The sequence below is a fragment of the Escherichia sp. KS167_9B genome, assembly GCF_030295215.1.
Lineage (GTDB): Bacteria > Pseudomonadota > Gammaproteobacteria > Enterobacterales > Enterobacteriaceae > Escherichia > Escherichia coli_F.
This window is the reverse complement of record NZ_AP025754.1, coordinates 3,770,809-3,787,137: the sequence shown is the minus strand read 5'-3', so window position 1 is coordinate 3,787,137 and position 16,329 is coordinate 3,770,809. Positions and strand designations below refer to the sequence as shown.

Genomic DNA, 16,329 nt, shown 5'->3' with positions numbered 1-16,329 from the left:
GGATGAGTTCTAATTTAGCCGTCGCTGGAGAAAAGGGAAAAGGGGAGTGCGGGGTTTGTGATGGGAATCAAAAAGAATACGCTGGTGGTAATGCCGGATGCGACGCTTGCCGCGTCTTATCCGACCTGGGGGAACGTACATGTAGGGCGGATAAGGCGTTTACGCCGCATCCGCCAGCCGTTGCAAATTACTGCTTACGGAAAAAATCGTTATACAACATATACAAATGTGCGGCACTCCAGGAGAAATTTGGAGCCCCTTGCTGCGCGCCAGTCAGAGGGTTGTAATTCTCCTGAATCGGACCGTCGGCGGTTAATCCTTTGGCATGCTGGAAGAACGTATCCGCCAGTTTCAGGGCATCATCGCGATAACCGTAACGCTCCATTCCTTTCAGACCAAACCAGAACTGGTCCACCCATACGCGCCCGCGCCAGTAGATATCCGCCCCAAAAGCCGGGTTGGTTAACGCCGCCGTTCCCAGCGGTACAAAGGTGTTGAACTCTTTAGGATCGAGCATCACTTTCACCACCGCGTCGGCATTGGCCTGCGTTGCCGCACCGTTAAACAGCGGTGACCAGCCTTCTGGCCCTTTACCGCGCTCGACAATCGGTTTGCCCGCGCAGCCGTTCGCCAGTGGTTTATCTTCAATGCGCACGTCATAGTAGAACTGCGTGGTCGGGTCGAACATACAGGTATTGATGTAGTCCGCGAGCTGCTGCGCCAACTGGCGATAGCGTTTGGCCTCTTCCGGCTTACCGAGAATCGTTGCCATCTCTGCCAAATAATGGTTATCGCTGTACATATAGCTGGCCTGATCCACCGACTCCTGCAATAGCGAGTAGCCCAGCAACGTTCCGTCCTGACTGCGGTTTTCGGCGAATTTCACCGTCCAGTCGCTACGTTTGCCGCCATTAGCGACATATTTATCCAGCTGTTCTTTGTCGATAAACCCAAAGACGGCGGCGTCATCACGGCCCGATTCCCACGACGCAGCAACTTGTGCCGGAATTTCCAGACTGTCGTACTGGCCTTTCTCCACCACGCGGGCGTAGTTGTTCAGCCCAGACAGCGTCTCTTCTTTATCGCCTTTTTTCACCGTAAACAGCATCTCGCCGCTCTTGGTGTTATGGGCTTTATCGCGGGTCGCGCCATATTCCGGCACGCCGTTGCCGTTATGATCGCGGTTACGTAACCACCAGTCGTGATAGGCCACCAGTTTCGGGTACATCTCTGCCAGCCAGGTTTTATCCTGGGTGACGTTGTACACTTCCATCACCGACCAGGCGGCAAGGCTGGGCTTGGTATTGCGTTCGTTCCAGTTGCCGCCATCGCCGCCACGCTCGGGGCTAAGGTTCCACGCTATCAGGTCGGGGACAAAGCCCACATCCTGCGGACGCACGCGGTCGCCGGGCTGGATCTGCCAGGAGAAGACCGCGCGGATATTCTCTTTGGCGATCTCCGGATTGAAATGCGCCATCGCAAACGCCTGTTTCCAGGTATCCCACGGCCAGGTCTGATTGCCGGAGAACCAGCGCCCGGTCACCGACGGTGTGACGGTATTAAATTTCACCGCCCCGCCCGGTGAGCGCCAGTTACCGTTGAGTGTTTCGATGGCTTTCACCGCGACGCGCGTCTGTTCCGGCGTCGCATCCGGATTGGTTAACCCTTTCTTCAGGTACTCTTCCCAGCGTTGCTGCGAGGCGGTGAGATAAAACGCCGGACGCGCCAGAATATCGCGGATCTGCATTTGCTCTTTGCTAACTTCCTGAGCGGTCAGCAGGTGGGAGTAGGTGGTATAGAGCGTCGTCGACCCGTTGATATGCGCCTTACTGGTAAAGTGATTACCGTTGATTTCAGTCTGCACTGGCAGGGATTTATGCACCTGATATTCTGATTCGCCGGAGGTCAGCAGATCCCAGGTGGCGCGCACTTTGCCAAAGGTGACTTTCAGGCCATCACGGGTGGCGCTGATTTTGCGCTGATAGTCAGGGTATTCGCCAGCAATGGTTTTATCGGAAATCGGTTTCCCTTCCTTCGCTTCCAGTTTTTCCAGCAGCTCGCCGTCCCACACCAGATCCAGCGGTTTATTGCTGGTGATTTTAGTTTCCAGTAATGACGTGCGCGGCGTGGCGAAGCGCAGAGTCATTTCAACCTGCACATCTTTTGCTGTCATTTTTTGTACCAGCGCGCCGGGAATACTGTATGCCTCCAGCGTGAAATTGACTTTCTTGCCGTCCTGCCAGACGGTCAGGCGGTCGAAATTGCTGGCCATAAAGTTGATGTATTCTTCTGTCAGCAGCGCAACGCCTGGAAAACCGCCCATGGTGTTCGGGCCGTCTGGCAACAGATGACCATGCCAGGATCCGAGATCGAAAAACGGATTAAAACGCTGGTGATCGTCGTAATCGTAATCCTTCATGTACTGCGGTGCGCCGATACGGTTAATCACGTTTTTGTAATTGTCGGCATTAGCGGCATGGGCGGAAAAACTCATCAGTAGAGCGCAGGCTACTGGCGTTAAAATAGTTTTGATTTTCATGAGATTATTGTCCTTTTACCAGTAGAAATATTGCATCAGGAAGAGTTGGTCGCTGGGATCGTTAGAGGCATTTTTCATGTAGAAGCGGCTATCAAAAGCCGTTGCGAAACGTCCGCCGCCGTATTCGTACCAGATACCAAACTGCATGAAAGAGGTGGTTTCATCGTCAGCGTGGTCAGGGCGATGTTTGGCGTACGTGTAAGCGGTAGAGAGATAAATCCCCTTGAACGCTTCATACATGGCGCTCACCATCATCCCACTTTCACTTCCCGGTACGTCCAGTCCGTCGGCGCGTCCGGTATGGTGCCAGGCGCGAGCGGCAAAGTTAGGGGTAAGCAGGCCAGTGAGATAGAGTTGTCCGGTACCGTCGGTAATTTCCAGACCGTTCATCCAGGTGATGCCTTCGGCAAGGTCATACTGGATGTAACCGTTCATCATTGCCGGATAAGTGTATTTGTCGTCGTAGCGATCGTATTTGCCAAAATGTAGCCAGGCTTTGCTTTCGTCATGATGTCCGGCTGGTGTGGCGGTGACGCTATAACGAAAGTTGCCGGTTAAGTTCTGCACCTTCAGCGCGGCCATAATGTCCCGGGTATTGGGAATGACGTAGCCCAGATCGGGGGTGAAGTCGCCCCACCATTGCAGATCATCCAGCGAGGAATCCTGACGCAGACTGAGCATGATTTCGGTGCCATCGTGGGTACGATAACCACCATAGAAACGATTAATTCCGCCCTCGAAACCACCCCAGCTATGGTCAGGCACCCAGGCATTGCCGTCGTGGTCGGCCTGCACGGTCCAGCCTTCGCCGTAAATCAGGCCGAACCAGGAGCCGTACTTCATCTCCAGGCCACCCTCTATATAGGTGCCATCGCTGTATTTATGTTTATTCTCACCCTCTAAATCCATATATCCACCAACCCCTAATTCGCCGTAAAAACGAAATGAAGGAGAAGATGTCGAGGTCATTGCGGGTGTTTTTGTGTCGTCATGTTCTGCCGGACGTGCTTCTTCAGCAGCCGCAGAAAAGGCGTAGCAAAACGGCAGAACAAGTAATGCTCTGCATGGTGCAGTGATTAATTTCATTGTGTTAATCCATGAGCTAAAGAAAAAGCACAGCCTTTTATCGTTGTAATTATAAAAATATAAAGGCAGAAACTATTTTCCCTCTCCCCATCCAGGAAGAGGGAAAATGCCTGCTCATTTTTTATTATTCTGCTTAATCAACATTGCTGGCTGGCGTCGCTTCAATATGGCGCTCTTCAGCCGTTAATCCCTTTATATATTTACTGTATTTCCACCACGCAAAGCCGAGGAAGATAACAATACCGCCGACGTTATAAAAAATGATGGTCAGAATATTCGCGCCAGTCGGGAATGTCGAAGCGACAAACCCTACGGCAAATATCGCAATCAGCATTGAAACAACGATAATACCGGTACGACGGGAGCCCATACGGAAATCGCGTGGCAGGTGATCTAATTTGGCGCGTAAATTCAGGTAAGCCAACATGATGAATAACGGTGGAAGCATGGATGCTGCGGCGGTCATATTAATAATGGTATTCATCAGATCTTGCACGGTATTGGAACCGAGCATCGGGATAATCATCAGCGGGATGACAATCAGGAACTGGATCCATGCCGCGCGCGCCGGAACGCCGTTTTCGTTCAGTTCGACGGTTTTCTTGCCAAAGATGCCTTCCGGGATTTCGGAGAAGAAAATTTTTACCGGCGTTGCGGTCCACATCAGCAGGGAGCCGAACATTGCGGTAAAGGACACCAGACCGACAAAGCGATTCATCAACGCTTCCGGCAGACCAAAATACGCCGCCATGCCATGGAATACCTGCACCGATCCGCCGGTAAACTTCAACTCTTTGCTGCTGACGAAGACGTTAATCAGCACCGAGGAGACGGAATATAGTACACCGATAAAAATCCCGGCGAGAATGATCACTTTAACAAACGATTTTGAACCGCCTTTGACGTCGTTAACGTACACCGCGACAGATTCCGCGCCACCTGCGGCCATAAAGATCCAGGTAGTAACGCCGAGGAACGCCCAGTTAAAGTTAGGGATCATCGCGTCAACGGTGATCGGATCGGCAGGCTGTACGCCGCCAACCAGCGCCGTGCCTGCCAGTAAAATGTAGGAGAGCGTTAACAGCAGCATCAGCGTTGAAGTGACGGAGGTGATTGGCCCCAGCATTTTCGCCCCGTTGGTGGAAACCCAGGTGGAGAAGGCGAACAGCACCATACTGATAATGGTGGTGGCAACCGGCGTCATAATATATTCGTAGCCGAGGAAAGCATACGAGGCGTAAGCAATAACGCGCGGTAATAATGAGGTGAAAAAGAACAGGTTTACGAACCAGTAGGTATAGGCAGTAATAAATGCCCAACGTCCGCCCAGCGAACTTTTTACCCACGCGTAGACACCGGCTTCCGAGTTTTTATTTAACGAAACAAATTCTGCGATGATCAGACAGAAGGGAATAAAATAAAAAATCGTCGCGAGGAAAAACATTGGTGCTGAGGCCAGTCCAAGCTCAATATTATTATTGATAACGTTGTTAAAGCTGTAAACGGCGGCAAACTCCTTATGCCGCCGTAATTGTTATTTGTTATGGAAATAACCATCTTCGATGGTGACTTTGAGAACCACTTTTTTGACCGCGTTATTACAGATAAATCGATACGCTTCATGGATATCACAAATAACGATTTGCCCTTCGTGGACCTCAACGGCTTCTCCGCAGCCTTTTAGATATTCACGGTCAGTTTCATCACGATAATATTCCACTACCTGTAATGTCTCTTTCGGCGCATATTCAATTTTTTGTTGTCCTTGCAGGTAGTAATGTACTTCAAAATAGCGTCGATGCCCGGTAAATAGCGCATCGGTCGCGGAGTCTGTCTCCACGCGGTAAGTCAATGAGTCACCGATGGAGTGGGCGACGCCAGGCTGAATGTTGTCGATATTTTCAATCGCTTCAACGCAGCGTTGCCACTTTTTGCCAGAGGCGTAAATCTGGCGGAACTGTTCTAAGTTATCGATGATCCTCATTGCTTATTCTCGCTGTGCAAATTCGTGGAAAAGAACCCTGCGCCGAACTCATACGACGCCAGGCTTTGCGCGGTAGCTTCTCCGCCAGAAACTGGCAGCAACGTAAAGCCGTAGCTGAAGTCACGGAACCTGACGCGCCAGGTGTCCAGCACTTCGCTGCCCCAGGAGTTAGAGCCGAGGCCAAGCAGTTGGTGGTCAAGATTCAGGGTGATGTCATCACTGCGCTGCAGTTCGTTACAGTGCTGGGCAGCGTGGATGTTTTCCTGGGTGTAGTGCCAGGCGCTGAAGTTAATGGGGCGCTGCGGAACCACCAGCAGACCGTTGCCGTGGCGGTTAGTCAGTGCCGTCCAGCGGACATGCTGACGGTTGCCATTGTTCTGCGGGAAGGGATAGTTCTCGAACATGGCATCGACGGTACTGCGCCAGATATCAATGATGTTAGCCTGCTGGCTGTCGGCGTAGTTTTCGCCCGGTCCACGTCCGTAATATGCTACCTGGTCGTATTCGCCGTTAATCCCCATGGTGAAACCGATGCACGGAATGATGTGCGGATAGTCACCGTAACGTTCGCCGGAAAGCGCCACATTAACCTGACCATCGGCAGCGATGCGCCAGATGTAGGTACAGCGCATCCCGAAGTCAAACACCGGTGGGGCAATAACCGTGCGGCTGATGATCAACACTTCATCATCACTTTGCTCAACGGCAAAGTCGCGCAGATGTTCCTGCATGATCTGCAAATGATTCGGTTGCCACAGCCCTTCGTACTCTTGCTTGTGGTTGTCGATCATCGGCTTGAAGAAGTTGATCTTTGGCTCGCGGGTCAGCAGCGACTCGCCATTCACCTGCCAGGATATCGGTTTGCCACTCATTTTTGAGAAGGTGATCGCGAAGTTGTAGCCGCGAACGGTGCAGCTCAAACGATCGTCTTCCAGCGTCAGCGGACGCGCATTATTTGGTGCGAAAGGCACTGGCTGCGCGGTGTTTTCCTTCAGCGGGAACTGATAAGTGGCGATAGAATGCCCGGCGTCGCTGTAGCGGGTGCGGGAATCTTTGGTCACCGTAATGTTGAGGAACGCTTCGCGGGCGTCCAGCTGTGGCAGCGTGATCTGCAAGGGGGCTTCGCTGTTCGGCGCAACGTCGCGCAGTTTAATCTGCTGCGTCGCGAGTGTTTCACCTTCGGCGCGCACTTCTGCGTGCAGAGTGTAGTCATCAAGCGTGGTAAACCACAGTTTATTTTCTACTTTCAGCTCGCCGCGAGTCAGATCCAGCGCGTGGATTTTTACCGGCGCGATAACCTGTTTGTACTCTTTCAGTCCCGGCCCCGGCGTCTGATCGGAATAGATCAAACCATCAAGACAGAAGTTATAGTTGTTGGGATAGTCGCCGTAGTCACCGCCGAATTTATACCAGACATTGCCGTTGTCATCCTGCGCCTGGATCCCGTGGTCGCACCATTCCCAAACATAATGTCCCTGAATGCAATCGTGCTTATAGAATACGTTTTGGTACTCCGTCAGCCCGCCCGGACCGTTCCCCATCGCATGGGCGTATTCACAGATGATGCGCGGCTTCGGATGCGGATATTCACCAAACTCATTCATCAGCGGCACGCGGGTGTACATGGTGGAAATAATATCGACCACTTCAGCATCGCGATCTTCTTCGTAGTGCACCAGTCGCGTGTTATCCAGCGCTTTCGCTGCGTGGTACATCGCGCGGATGTTACAGCCATAGCCGGATTCGTTGCCCAGCGACCAGATGATGATCGACGGATGGTTTTTCTGTGCATGAATATGGCGAACGATGCGCTCGACGTAGACTTTTTCCCACTGCGGATCGTCGGTAATACGGCTGATATCGCCGACGTTAGCAAAGCCGTGCGATTCGACGTCGGTTTCCGCCATCACAAACAGGCCGTAGATGTCACACAGTTCGTAAAAACGCGGATCGTTCGGGTAGTGAGCGGTACGCACGGAGTTGATGTTGTGCTGCTTCATCAACTGGAGATCTTTCTCGACGCGATCCATTCCAACGGCGCGGCCTTTGCGATGATCGTTGTCGTGACGGTTGACGCCGTGCAGCATCACATAACGGTTATTGATCCAGAACAGACCGTCGCGCACTTTGATATCACGGAAGCCAACGCGTTGTGGCACCACTTCCAGAACGTTGCCGTCGGCGTCTTTCAGCGTCATGACCAGATGGTAAAGATAAGGGGATTCTGCTGACCATTGCTGCGGCTGTTCGACAGTAAAAGCAAAGCTGGCGCTGGTCAGTTTTTCAATTGCCAAATGATCGATGGCGCTGCTGTGTACCACGCGTTCGCCATCAAAAAGAGTATATTCCAGCGTTGTTATGACAGGGGAGGCGGCGAGATTTTCCAGCACTACTTCACAGGAAAGCGTGGCATCGCAATAGGCTTCGTCAAAGTCAGTGCGCACGGTGAAATCGTTAATATGCGTGAGTTGTTTTCCGACCAGATAAACATCGCGGAAAATCCCCGCCGACCACCACATATCCTGGTCTTCCACGTAGGTGGAGTCCGCCCACTGCATCACGCGCACACACAACAGGTTGTCGCCGGTTTTTACCATTGCGCTGATGTCAAACTCTGCGGTCAGGCGGCTGCCTTTGCTGAAACCCACATACTGACCGTTAACGTAGACTTCAAAATAGGTTTCGACGCCGTCAAATTTAATCAGCGTCTGTTTGCCTTGCCAGCCGTCGCTGAGGGTGAAAATGCGTTGATAGGCACCGGTTGGGTTATCGCTGGGGACAAACGGCACATCAATGGGGAACGGAAAACCTTCGTCGGTATATTGCAGTTTGCCGTGGCCTTCCATTTGCCACATGGCGGGGACGGTAATATGCCCCCAGTCAGCCATTAACTCAGAGGTGAAGGCTTCTGGCACTTGCAGCGGATGGTCAAAAAAGTGGAAATTCCACTGACCACTTAAGGGCAGAAACAGGCTGCTGGTTTCGCGGGCAAAGGTACGCGCTTGCGCAACAGAATCATATGAAAAAAAGTACGCACGCGGCGCAAGTCGGTTTTCGTGGGTGAGCTGAATGTTTTCCCAGCGATTCATAGGGCCTCCCGGTAGAGAGAAATCGGAACCATTCATGGTGATGGTAGTTTGTGTAATTGCTGAGGAGTTTAGTAAAATTTTTACTAAAATATAGCGAGTAAATGCATTTACTTTAACTGGATCACGAAAATAAACGGCAGCACTGTCCGGCAAAAACGATTGCCGGACAGTGTGTAAGGGGATTTAACGGGTCGTGCCGCGCAGTTTTAATTTGCTGGGAACGAAGACTAACAGCGGCAGCGCGCGACCATCCCGGGCTTTTTCATACACCAGGTTAACGCCCTGGCTTCCCATCATCTCGGAATGGATGCGCACGGTGGAGAGCGGCGGAAAGGTAAATCGTGCGGTGGGGATGTCGTTAACGCTGATAAGTGAAATATCCTGCGGGATGTTCAGACCACGTTCATGAATTGCCCGCAGTACGCCAATAGCAATGGAATCGGAAGCAACAAAAAGCGCCTTCGGGTAGTCTTCCCGAGCCAGCATCTGTTTCGCCAGTTCATAGCCCGACGAACTGGAAAAACCGCCGCGCCAGATATCCTCTTCGCGTACCACTTGTTTCAGTCGGCCATATTCCGCAAAGGCGACCTCACGAATATCTGCCTTACCAGGCTCATCTTCGCCGCCAATAAAACCAATACGATTAACACCCTGATCGATATAGAAGTCGATGATTTCTTTACTGATGCGAGCCAGATCGATATCCACTGCATCGTAACCGCTGCCGGGTTCGTGAAAGTCGATAAAACAGATATTGTCAGTCAGTGCGCAGGCGGCGGCGCGCAAGGCTGGCGTGGGTTTGCCGACAATCAAAATACCGGTGACGTTTTTAATGTCTGGTAAGCCGCTGTGTTCATAACAGTTGGTCAGTTCGATCGCCAGTTTTTCGCACTGGGTTTCAATGCCGTGGCGGATCGCCAGATAGTAAGGATCGTTGATTTCCAGCTCTTGTTGGTAGCTGTAGATAGCCAAAATATGGTGCTGGTTGACTGCGCCTGTCTGTAGTTTACGGGCGCTACTGGTCTTGTACTCCAGCTTTTCGGCGATCTCGAGAATGCGATGTTTCGTCTCTTCTTTCACATTCAATGTCGGATCGTCATTCAAGACCCTGGATACTGTCGCCAGGGATACGCCAGCTTCGATTGCGATGTCTTTTAGTGTTGCCATGTTTACCTTTTTTACTTTCCCTGATGTGCGCCCCCATTGTAGAGGAAGTGCTTTTTGGGTCACCTGTTTTCAGTAAATAAAGCGCGTTTCTTTGACGCTGTAACGGTAACACAGCGGCTCACGAATGTGATCACGCCTGCATTCTCCATTTTTAGCCTACAGGATTGAGAAAAACTTTTGCTATAGTTTAGTAAAATTTTACTCAAGGGGAGGAAGCAATGGAAACCGTGGCTTACACTGATTTTGCACGTCTGGAAATGCGCGTCGGAAAGATTGTGGAAGTGAAACGCCATGAAAACGCCGACAAGCTGTACATCGTACAGGTTGATGTGGGGGAAAAAACGCTGCAAACCGTGACCAGCCTGGTGCCGTACTACAGCGAAGAAGAGCTGATGGGAAAAACGGTGGTGGTCTTATGCAATCTGCAAAAAGCGAAAATGCGCGGTGAAACGTCGGAATGCATGCTGTTGTGTGCGGAAACCGATGATGGCAGCGAAAGTGTGCTGTTAACGCCGGAGCGGATGATGCCTGCGGGCGTACGTATCGTATAAAACAATCGGATGGCGACGTCGTATCGCCATCCGATTTGATATTACGCTTCTTCCACACTCACGCGCATGGCCGCCAGCGCCTTACGCGCCGCTTTGATCACCAGTTCACACTGTTCAATGGTCAGTGTCAGTGGCGGTTCAATGCGGATCGTTTTGGCGTTGTTGAGCGTTCCGGCCACCAGTACGCGCTGGCGGAACATCTCGCTGGCAAAGTTGTAGCCGATTTCGTTATCGACAAATTCAATCGCCATCAACATCCCTTTGCCACGCGCTTCCTGTACCAGATCGGGATATTCCCGTGCCAGTTGACGGAAACCGTCCAGCAACATATCGCCTTTTTGCTCAGCCTGAGCCGGTAAGTTCTGCTCCAGCAACACATTGATGGTCGCCAGCGCCGCCGCACAGGCCAGCGGGTTGCCGCCAAAGGTGGTGGTATGCAGGAACGGGTTGTCGAACAGAACTGAGAACACCTCTTCAGTGGCGATGGTCGCGCCAATCGGCATCACGCCGCCGCCGAGGGCTTTTGCCAGACACAGAATGTCCGGCTGAACGTTCTCATGCTCGCAGGCGAACATCTTGCCCGTGCGCCCCATGCCCGTTTGTACTTCATCGAGGATCATCAGTGCGCCGAACTCATCGCACAGCTTACGCACGGCGGTGAGATAGCCCGGCGGCGGCAGAATTACACCACCTTCGCCCTGAATCGGCTCAAGGATCACTGCGGCAACATCGTCACCGGTTTTTTTGCACTCGTTAAGAGCCGTGCGCATGGCTTCGATATTGCCAAACGGTACATGACGGAAGCCCGGCAGTAACGGCATAAACGGTTTGCGGAAGGTCGATTTCGCCGTGGCCGACAGCGCGCCAAGCGATTTACCGTGGAACGCGCCGCTGGTGGCAATAAAAGTAAACTTGCCGCGCGGCGACTGATAAGCCTTCGCCAGCTTCAGCGCTGCTTCAACGGACTCGGTGCCGCTATTACAGAAGAAGCTGTATTTCAGCTTACCGGGCGTTAGCGCAGCAAGGGTTTTCGCCAGCATCGCCCGTAACGGATCGAGCAGCTCTTGGCTGTGCAACGGTTGTTTCGCAAGTTGATTCTGTACGGCGGAAACCACAACTGGATTACGGTGCCCCACGTTGAAAATTCCAAAACCTCCAAGGCAGTCGATAAACTCCTGTCCCTGGGTGTCGACAAGCGTATTTAAACCTCCCGCTTGCCACTCTACGGCTCCGTAATCCCCGCCGGCGGTAACAGATTTGCGATACTCTAAAAACCCCGGATTGACATGCTCTTTGAAGTATTCAATGACCTCTCGGTTAAGTGCTTTCATCTCCTCATGATCCAGCGTTCGCTTCTCAATGAGATTCAGGGCGTGGGCGCTGCACGCTAAAGCCGATGCGCTCGAAGGTAACCTGTTCAAAATATGCTCCGGAGGCTCGCGTATCACATGATACCGATTTAAGTATTGCAGGGATTGCGCCACTCCGGCTGCGATCGCGAAAATCGGGATAAACACAAATGTGGTTATCAATTACGCAATATTTAATGCTATTTGTTAACATTTGCTGTTATTTTGCACGGTCTATATTGGGTATGGATGTGGTGATCGCTGCGCAAATGCACGCTTTCAGGGCAATAATTGCCTGATTTTTGGGCAACATAATTAACGTTTTCGTATAGTAACAGAGTGAAAGTATTTTAAATCAAGGAATTAGATTTGTGCTTTAATCGCAAATTGCGATCTAAATCAAATTAATCGGTTAAAGATAACCGCAGCGGGGCCGACATAAACTCTGACAAGAAGTTAACAACCATATAACCTGCACAGGACGCGAACATGTCTTCTCATCCGTATGTCACCCAGCAAAATACCCCGCTGGCGGACGATACCACTCTGATGTCCACTACCGATCTGCAAAGCTATATCACTCATGCTAATGACACTTTTGTGCAGGTGAGCGGCTATACCTTGCAGGAGTTACAGGGGCAGCCGCACAATATGGTGCGTCATCCCGATATGCCAAAAGCGGCGTTTGCGGATATGTGGTTCACCCTGAAAAAAGGGGAGCCCTGGAGCGGCATCGTGAAAAATCGCCGCAAAAATGGCGACCATTATTGGGTGCGGGCCAATGCGGTACCGATGGTGCGCGAGGGAAAAATCAGTGGCTATATGTCGATTCGTACCCGGGCGACGGATGAAGAGATTGCGGCGGTGGAGCCACTGTACAAAGCGTTGAACGCCGGACGTACCAGTAAGCGTATTCATAAAGGCCTGGTGGTGCGTAAAGGCTGGCTGGGAAAACTGCCTTCATTGCCGCTTCGCTGGCGGGCGCGTGGAGTGATGACGCTGATGTTTATCTTGTTGGCGGCTATGCTTTGGTTTGTTGCTGCCCCGGTGGTGTCATATTTCCTCTGTGCGTTAGTGGTATTGTTAGTAATCGCCTGTTTTGAATGGCAGATTGTGCGCCCGATAGAAAATGTCGCCCGTCAGGCACTGAAGGTGGCGACCGGAGAACGTAATAGTGTTGAGCATCTGAATCGCAGCGATGAGCTGGGGCTGACATTACGCGCGGTAGGGCAGCTTGGCCTGATGTGCCGTTGGCTAATTAACGATGTCTCGAGCCAGGTGTCCAGTGTCAGAAACGGCAGCGAGACGCTGGCGAAAGGCACTGATGAACTGAACGAACATACCCAACAGACGGTTGATAATGTTCAGCAAACGGTGGCGACCATGAACCAGATGGCGGCGTCGGTGAAACAGAACTCTGCCACGGCGTCGGCTGCCGATAAACTTTCGATCACCGCCAGTAATGCGGCCGTGCAGGGCGGGGAGGCGATGTCCACGGTGATCAAAACGATGGACGATATTGCTGACAGTACCCAGCGCATTGGCACCATTACTTCGCTGATTAACGATATTGCGTTTCAGACCAATATTCTGGCCCTGAATGCGGCGGTGGAAGCGGCGCGTGCCGGAGAACAAGGCAAAGGTTTTGCAGTGGTGGCAGGGGAAGTGCGTCATTTAGCCAGCCGCAGTGCTAATGCCGCCAACGATATTCGCAAGCTGATTGATGCCAGTGCTGATAAGGTGCAATCCGGTTCGCAGCAGGTACACGCCGCCGGACGGACGATGGAAGATATTGTGGCGCAGGTAAAAAACGTCACCCAGTTGATAGCTCAGATTAGCCATTCAACGTTGGAACAGTCCGATGGGCTTTCCAGCCTGACCCGTGCAGTGGATGAGCTTAACCTGATCACCCAGAAAAACGCCGAGTTAGTGGAAGAGAGTGCGCAGGTGTCGGCGATGGTGAAACACCGCGCCAGCCGACTGGAAGACGCGGTGACGGTGCTGCATTAATCGGTATGCCGGATATAGCCGTTTGTACACAATGCCTGATGCGATGCTGGCGCATCTTATCAGGCCTACGGGGTGTGTAGGGTACGCCGCATCCGGCAATCGGTGATTAATCCAGTTGGGTAATATCAAAAGCGGCGCGGTCGATCACCGCAATGATCTTTTTTATTTGTGCATCAGTGATATCGCTCTGGTTGACGCGTAAATCCAGCACCGCTTTAAAATTATCCAGTGCCCGCTTCATTTGCGGGTTCTGACGGAGTGCAGCACCAACGCAACGCGCTTTGATGCGTTCTTCGATCATCTCCACCTGTTCGCGGTTTTCTTCCAGCCACTGCGCGCCCTGTTCGGTCAGCGCAATCTGCTTCTTACCACCTTCCTCTTCGCGGATGGTAATTAGCGACTGCTCCTGAAGAAAATCCAGCGTCGGGTAGATGACGCCCGGGCTTGGGGTGTAATTTCCCTGGGTCAGATTTTCAATCGCTTTAATCAATTCGTAACCGTGGCTGTCATCGCGCGAGAGAATATCCAGAATCACCAGACGCAATTCGCCGTGACCAAAGAAACGTTGCCGACGACCGCCGCCGCGACCGTGGCGACCACCGCAGCATTGACCGTGTTCATGCTGGTGACCGTGTCCACAGTGTTCATGTTCTGATTTCTCACCTTTGCAGCAGCCTTCATGGCGTGGCTGGCCTTCATGTTTACAACACCCTTCGTGATGATGGCTCATATCAGCCTCCTTTTGCTTAATTAGATATATCTAATTTATATCTGATGTAAGCATTAGTGCAAGTGTAAAAATGATTTTTAAACGTGGACTCATCTCACACGTAGGCCGGATAAGGCGTTCACGCCGCATCCGGTGTTGAGTAATGATGCCTGAGAAGAGGCGGTTCGTCTTATCAGACTATAGACATATCAGTTCTACAAATCGCTTGCATTTATCACGATTAACAATCATTATCATTTAATAATTTTATTTAGATATATCTGATTATCATCACGAAGGCGATAACAATGAATAATTCCCCCAGCTACCCACAGCGCGTTCGCAATGATCTGCGCTTCCGTGAACTGACTGTGTTACGCGTTGAGCGTATCAGTGCCGGTTTTCAGCGCATTGTCCTCAGCGGCGAGGCGCTGGACGGTTTTACATCGCGCGGCTTTGACGATCACAGCAAACTCTTCTTTCCTCAATCTGACGTTCACTTTGTGCCGCCAACGGTAACGGAAGAGGGGATCGTCTGGCCGGAAGGACCACGCCCACCGTCGCGTGACTATACGCCACTGTATGACGAACAACGTCATGAACTGGCGATCGATTTCTTTATTCACGACGGCGGAGTCGCCAGCAGCTGGGCGATGCAGGCGCAACCGGGCGATAAACTCACGGTGGCAGGGCCGCGCGGTTCGCTGGTGGTGCCGGAAGATTACGCGTATCAGGTGTATGTTTGCGATGAGTCCGGAATGCCGGCACTGCGCCGCCGCCTGGAAACGTTGAGTAAACTTGCCGTTAAACCGCAAGTTACCGCGCTGGTCAGTGTACAGGATAACGCCTGTCAGGATTATCTCGCGCACCTTGATGGTTTTAATATCGAATGGTTGGCGCATGATGAGGAGGCGGTAGACGCACGCCTGGCGCAGCTGCAAATCCCTGCCGATGATTACTTCATCTGGATAACCGGCGAAGGCAAAGTAGTTAAGAATTTAAGCAGCCGCTTTGAAGCGGAACAGTATGACCCACAGCGGGTACGCGCAGCGGCTTACTGGCACGAAAAGTAACTGATATATAAAAAGAAAAAGGCTGACGATTTCTCGTCAGCCTTTGCTATGTCTGGTGGCCCCTGCTGGACTTGAACCAGCGACCAAGCGATTATGAGTCGCCTGCTCTAACCACTGAGCTAAGGGGCCATGGTAGCGGATTATAAAGTAACTCCGTGTCGCAATCCAGCCATTACCGCTCGCCTGCTGTTTTTATAAACAATGTATTTTCAATCCGTTATACTTTTCCTGGTGATGTTAGAAAGGAGTAAATATGGTTGAGGATATTTTGGCTCCAGGGTTACGGGTTGTGTTTTGCGGTATCAATCCTGGTCTTTCATCCGCCGGAACTGGTTTTCCCTTTGCTCATCCGGCAAATCGCTTCTGGAAGGTGATATATCAGGCTGGGTTTACCGACCGTCAGTTGAAGCCGCAGGAGGCACAGCATCTGCTGGATTATCGTTGTGGTGTCACCAAACTGGTAGACCGTCCAACGGTGCAAGCCAATGAAGTTTCAAAGCAGGAGCTGCACGCAGGCGGGCGTAAGCTGATTGAAAAAATTGAGGATTATCAACCACAAGCGTTGGCAATTCTGGGCAAACAGGCGTTTGAGCAAGGATTCAGCCAACGCGGTGCACAGTGGGGGAAGCAAACGCTCACTATTGGTTCGACGCAGATTTGGGTACTGCCAAATCCCAGCGGTTTAAGTCGCGTTTCACTGGAGAAACTGGTTGAGGCGTATCGGGAACTGGACCAGGCGCTGGTAGTGCGTGGGCGATAAAAAACGCCACCG

Annotated in this window: 11 protein-coding genes, 1 tRNA gene and 1 pseudogene; 4 read left to right on the top strand and 9 right to left on the bottom strand. The window is 51.9% G+C overall.

Annotated elements, in window-relative coordinates:
- Positions 1-187 precede the first annotated feature (187 nt).
- The 6 genes and pseudogenes from ygjK to ebgR all read right to left on the bottom strand — a co-directional run bounded on the left by ygjK (position 188) and on the right by ebgR (position 9,865).
- Positions 188-2,539, bottom strand: coding sequence for an alpha-glucosidase (gene ygjK / locus QUE34_RS18965; protein ID WP_032303811.1), 2,352 nt, complete (start codon positions 2,537-2,539; stop codon positions 188-190).
- A 15-nt stretch (positions 2,540-2,554) separates the two neighbouring features.
- Positions 2,555-3,625 carry a protein YgjJ gene (ygjJ, locus tag QUE34_RS18960; RefSeq protein ID WP_032303810.1) on the bottom strand — a complete coding sequence of 357 codons (1,071 nt, stop codon included), beginning with the start codon at positions 3,623-3,625 and terminating at the stop codon, positions 2,555-2,557.
- Between the two features lie 133 nt (positions 3,626-3,758).
- A pseudogene (locus QUE34_RS18955) lies at positions 3,759-5,138 on the bottom strand (amino acid permease); the annotation flags it as partial.
- Positions 5,139-5,159: 21 nt separating this feature from the next.
- Complete coding sequence (locus QUE34_RS18950; RefSeq protein ID WP_001219950.1) at positions 5,160-5,609, bottom strand: beta-galactosidase subunit beta; 450 nt, start codon at positions 5,607-5,609, stop codon at positions 5,160-5,162.
- Positions 5,606-8,698 (bottom strand): beta-galactosidase subunit alpha, encoded by a 3,093-nt coding sequence (ebgA, locus tag QUE34_RS18945; RefSeq protein ID WP_032303808.1) that lies wholly within the window; start codon positions 8,696-8,698, stop codon positions 5,606-5,608. The genes QUE34_RS18950 and ebgA overlap by 4 nt, the downstream gene beginning before the upstream one ends.
- Before the next feature lie 183 nt (positions 8,699-8,881).
- Positions 8,882-9,865 (bottom strand): transcriptional regulator EbgR, encoded by a 984-nt coding sequence (gene ebgR, locus QUE34_RS18940; protein ID WP_032303807.1) that lies wholly within the window; start codon positions 9,863-9,865, stop codon positions 8,882-8,884.
- Positions 9,866-10,083: 218 nt separating this feature from the next.
- Here ebgR and QUE34_RS18935 point away from each other — a divergent pair, with 218 nt between their 5' ends.
- A complete protein-coding gene (locus QUE34_RS18935) occupies positions 10,084-10,416 on the top strand; it encodes a tRNA-binding protein (protein ID WP_000450598.1) in 333 nt (110 codons plus the stop codon).
- Between the two features lie 41 nt (positions 10,417-10,457).
- Here the strand turns inward: QUE34_RS18935 and ygjG are convergent, their stop codons facing one another.
- Entirely contained in the window at positions 10,458-11,837 is a 1,380-nt protein-coding gene (gene ygjG / locus QUE34_RS18930) for a putrescine aminotransferase (RefSeq protein WP_001297164.1), read from the bottom strand.
- Positions 11,838-12,254: 417 nt separating this feature from the next.
- Between ygjG and aer the strand changes: the two genes are divergently transcribed.
- On the top strand, positions 12,255-13,775 hold the full coding sequence (gene aer / locus QUE34_RS18925; protein WP_032303806.1) for an aerotaxis sensor receptor Aer: 1,521 nt from the start codon (positions 12,255-12,257) through the stop codon (positions 13,773-13,775).
- A gap of 106 nt (positions 13,776-13,881) precedes the next feature.
- On the opposite strand, the gene nfeR is transcribed toward aer, so the two are convergent.
- Positions 13,882-14,505 carry a DNA-binding transcriptional regulator NfeR gene (nfeR, locus tag QUE34_RS18920; protein WP_000018005.1) on the bottom strand — a complete coding sequence of 208 codons (624 nt, stop codon included), beginning with the start codon at positions 14,503-14,505 and terminating at the stop codon, positions 13,882-13,884.
- Between the two features lie 287 nt (positions 14,506-14,792).
- On the opposite strand from nfeR, the gene nfeF reads away from it, so the two are divergent.
- Positions 14,793-15,557, top strand: a complete 765-nt coding sequence (gene nfeF, locus QUE34_RS18915) for an NADPH-dependent ferric chelate reductase NfeF (RefSeq protein ID WP_032303805.1) — start codon at positions 14,793-14,795, stop codon at positions 15,555-15,557.
- Between the two features lie 53 nt (positions 15,558-15,610).
- Here nfeF and QUE34_RS18910 read toward each other — a convergent pair.
- Positions 15,611-15,686, bottom strand: a tRNA-Ile gene (locus QUE34_RS18910).
- A gap of 124 nt (positions 15,687-15,810) precedes the next feature.
- Between QUE34_RS18910 and mug the strand changes: the two genes are divergently transcribed.
- The gene (mug, locus tag QUE34_RS18905) at positions 15,811-16,317 is read left to right on the top strand and encodes a G/U mismatch-specific DNA glycosylase (protein ID WP_000228932.1); all 507 of its coding nucleotides are present in this window, start codon (positions 15,811-15,813) and stop codon (positions 16,315-16,317) included.
- The last annotated feature ends 12 nt before the right edge of the window (positions 16,318-16,329 follow it).

Coding starts and splice junctions, on each gene's coding strand:
- ygjK (WP_032303811.1), bottom strand. CDS start 2,539: ATGAAAATCAAAACTATTTTAACGCCAGTAGCCTGCGCTCTACTGATG.
- ygjJ (WP_032303810.1), bottom strand. CDS start 3,625: ATGAAATTAATCACTGCACCATGCAGAGCATTACTTGTTCTGCCGTTT.
- QUE34_RS18950 (WP_001219950.1), bottom strand. CDS start 5,609: ATGAGGATCATCGATAACTTAGAACAGTTCCGCCAGATTTACGCCTCT.
- ebgA (WP_032303808.1), bottom strand. CDS start 8,698: ATGAATCGCTGGGAAAACATTCAGCTCACCCACGAAAACCGACTTGCG.
- ebgR (WP_032303807.1), bottom strand. CDS start 9,865: ATGGCAACACTAAAAGACATCGCAATCGAAGCTGGCGTATCCCTGGCG.
- QUE34_RS18935 (WP_000450598.1), top strand. CDS start 10,084: ATGGAAACCGTGGCTTACACTGATTTTGCACGTCTGGAAATGCGCGTC.
- aer (WP_032303806.1), top strand. CDS start 12,255: ATGTCTTCTCATCCGTATGTCACCCAGCAAAATACCCCGCTGGCGGAC.
- nfeR (WP_000018005.1), bottom strand. CDS start 14,505: ATGAGCCATCATCACGAAGGGTGTTGTAAACATGAAGGCCAGCCACGC.
- nfeF (WP_032303805.1), top strand. CDS start 14,793: ATGAATAATTCCCCCAGCTACCCACAGCGCGTTCGCAATGATCTGCGC.
- mug (WP_000228932.1), top strand. CDS start 15,811: ATGGTTGAGGATATTTTGGCTCCAGGGTTACGGGTTGTGTTTTGCGGT.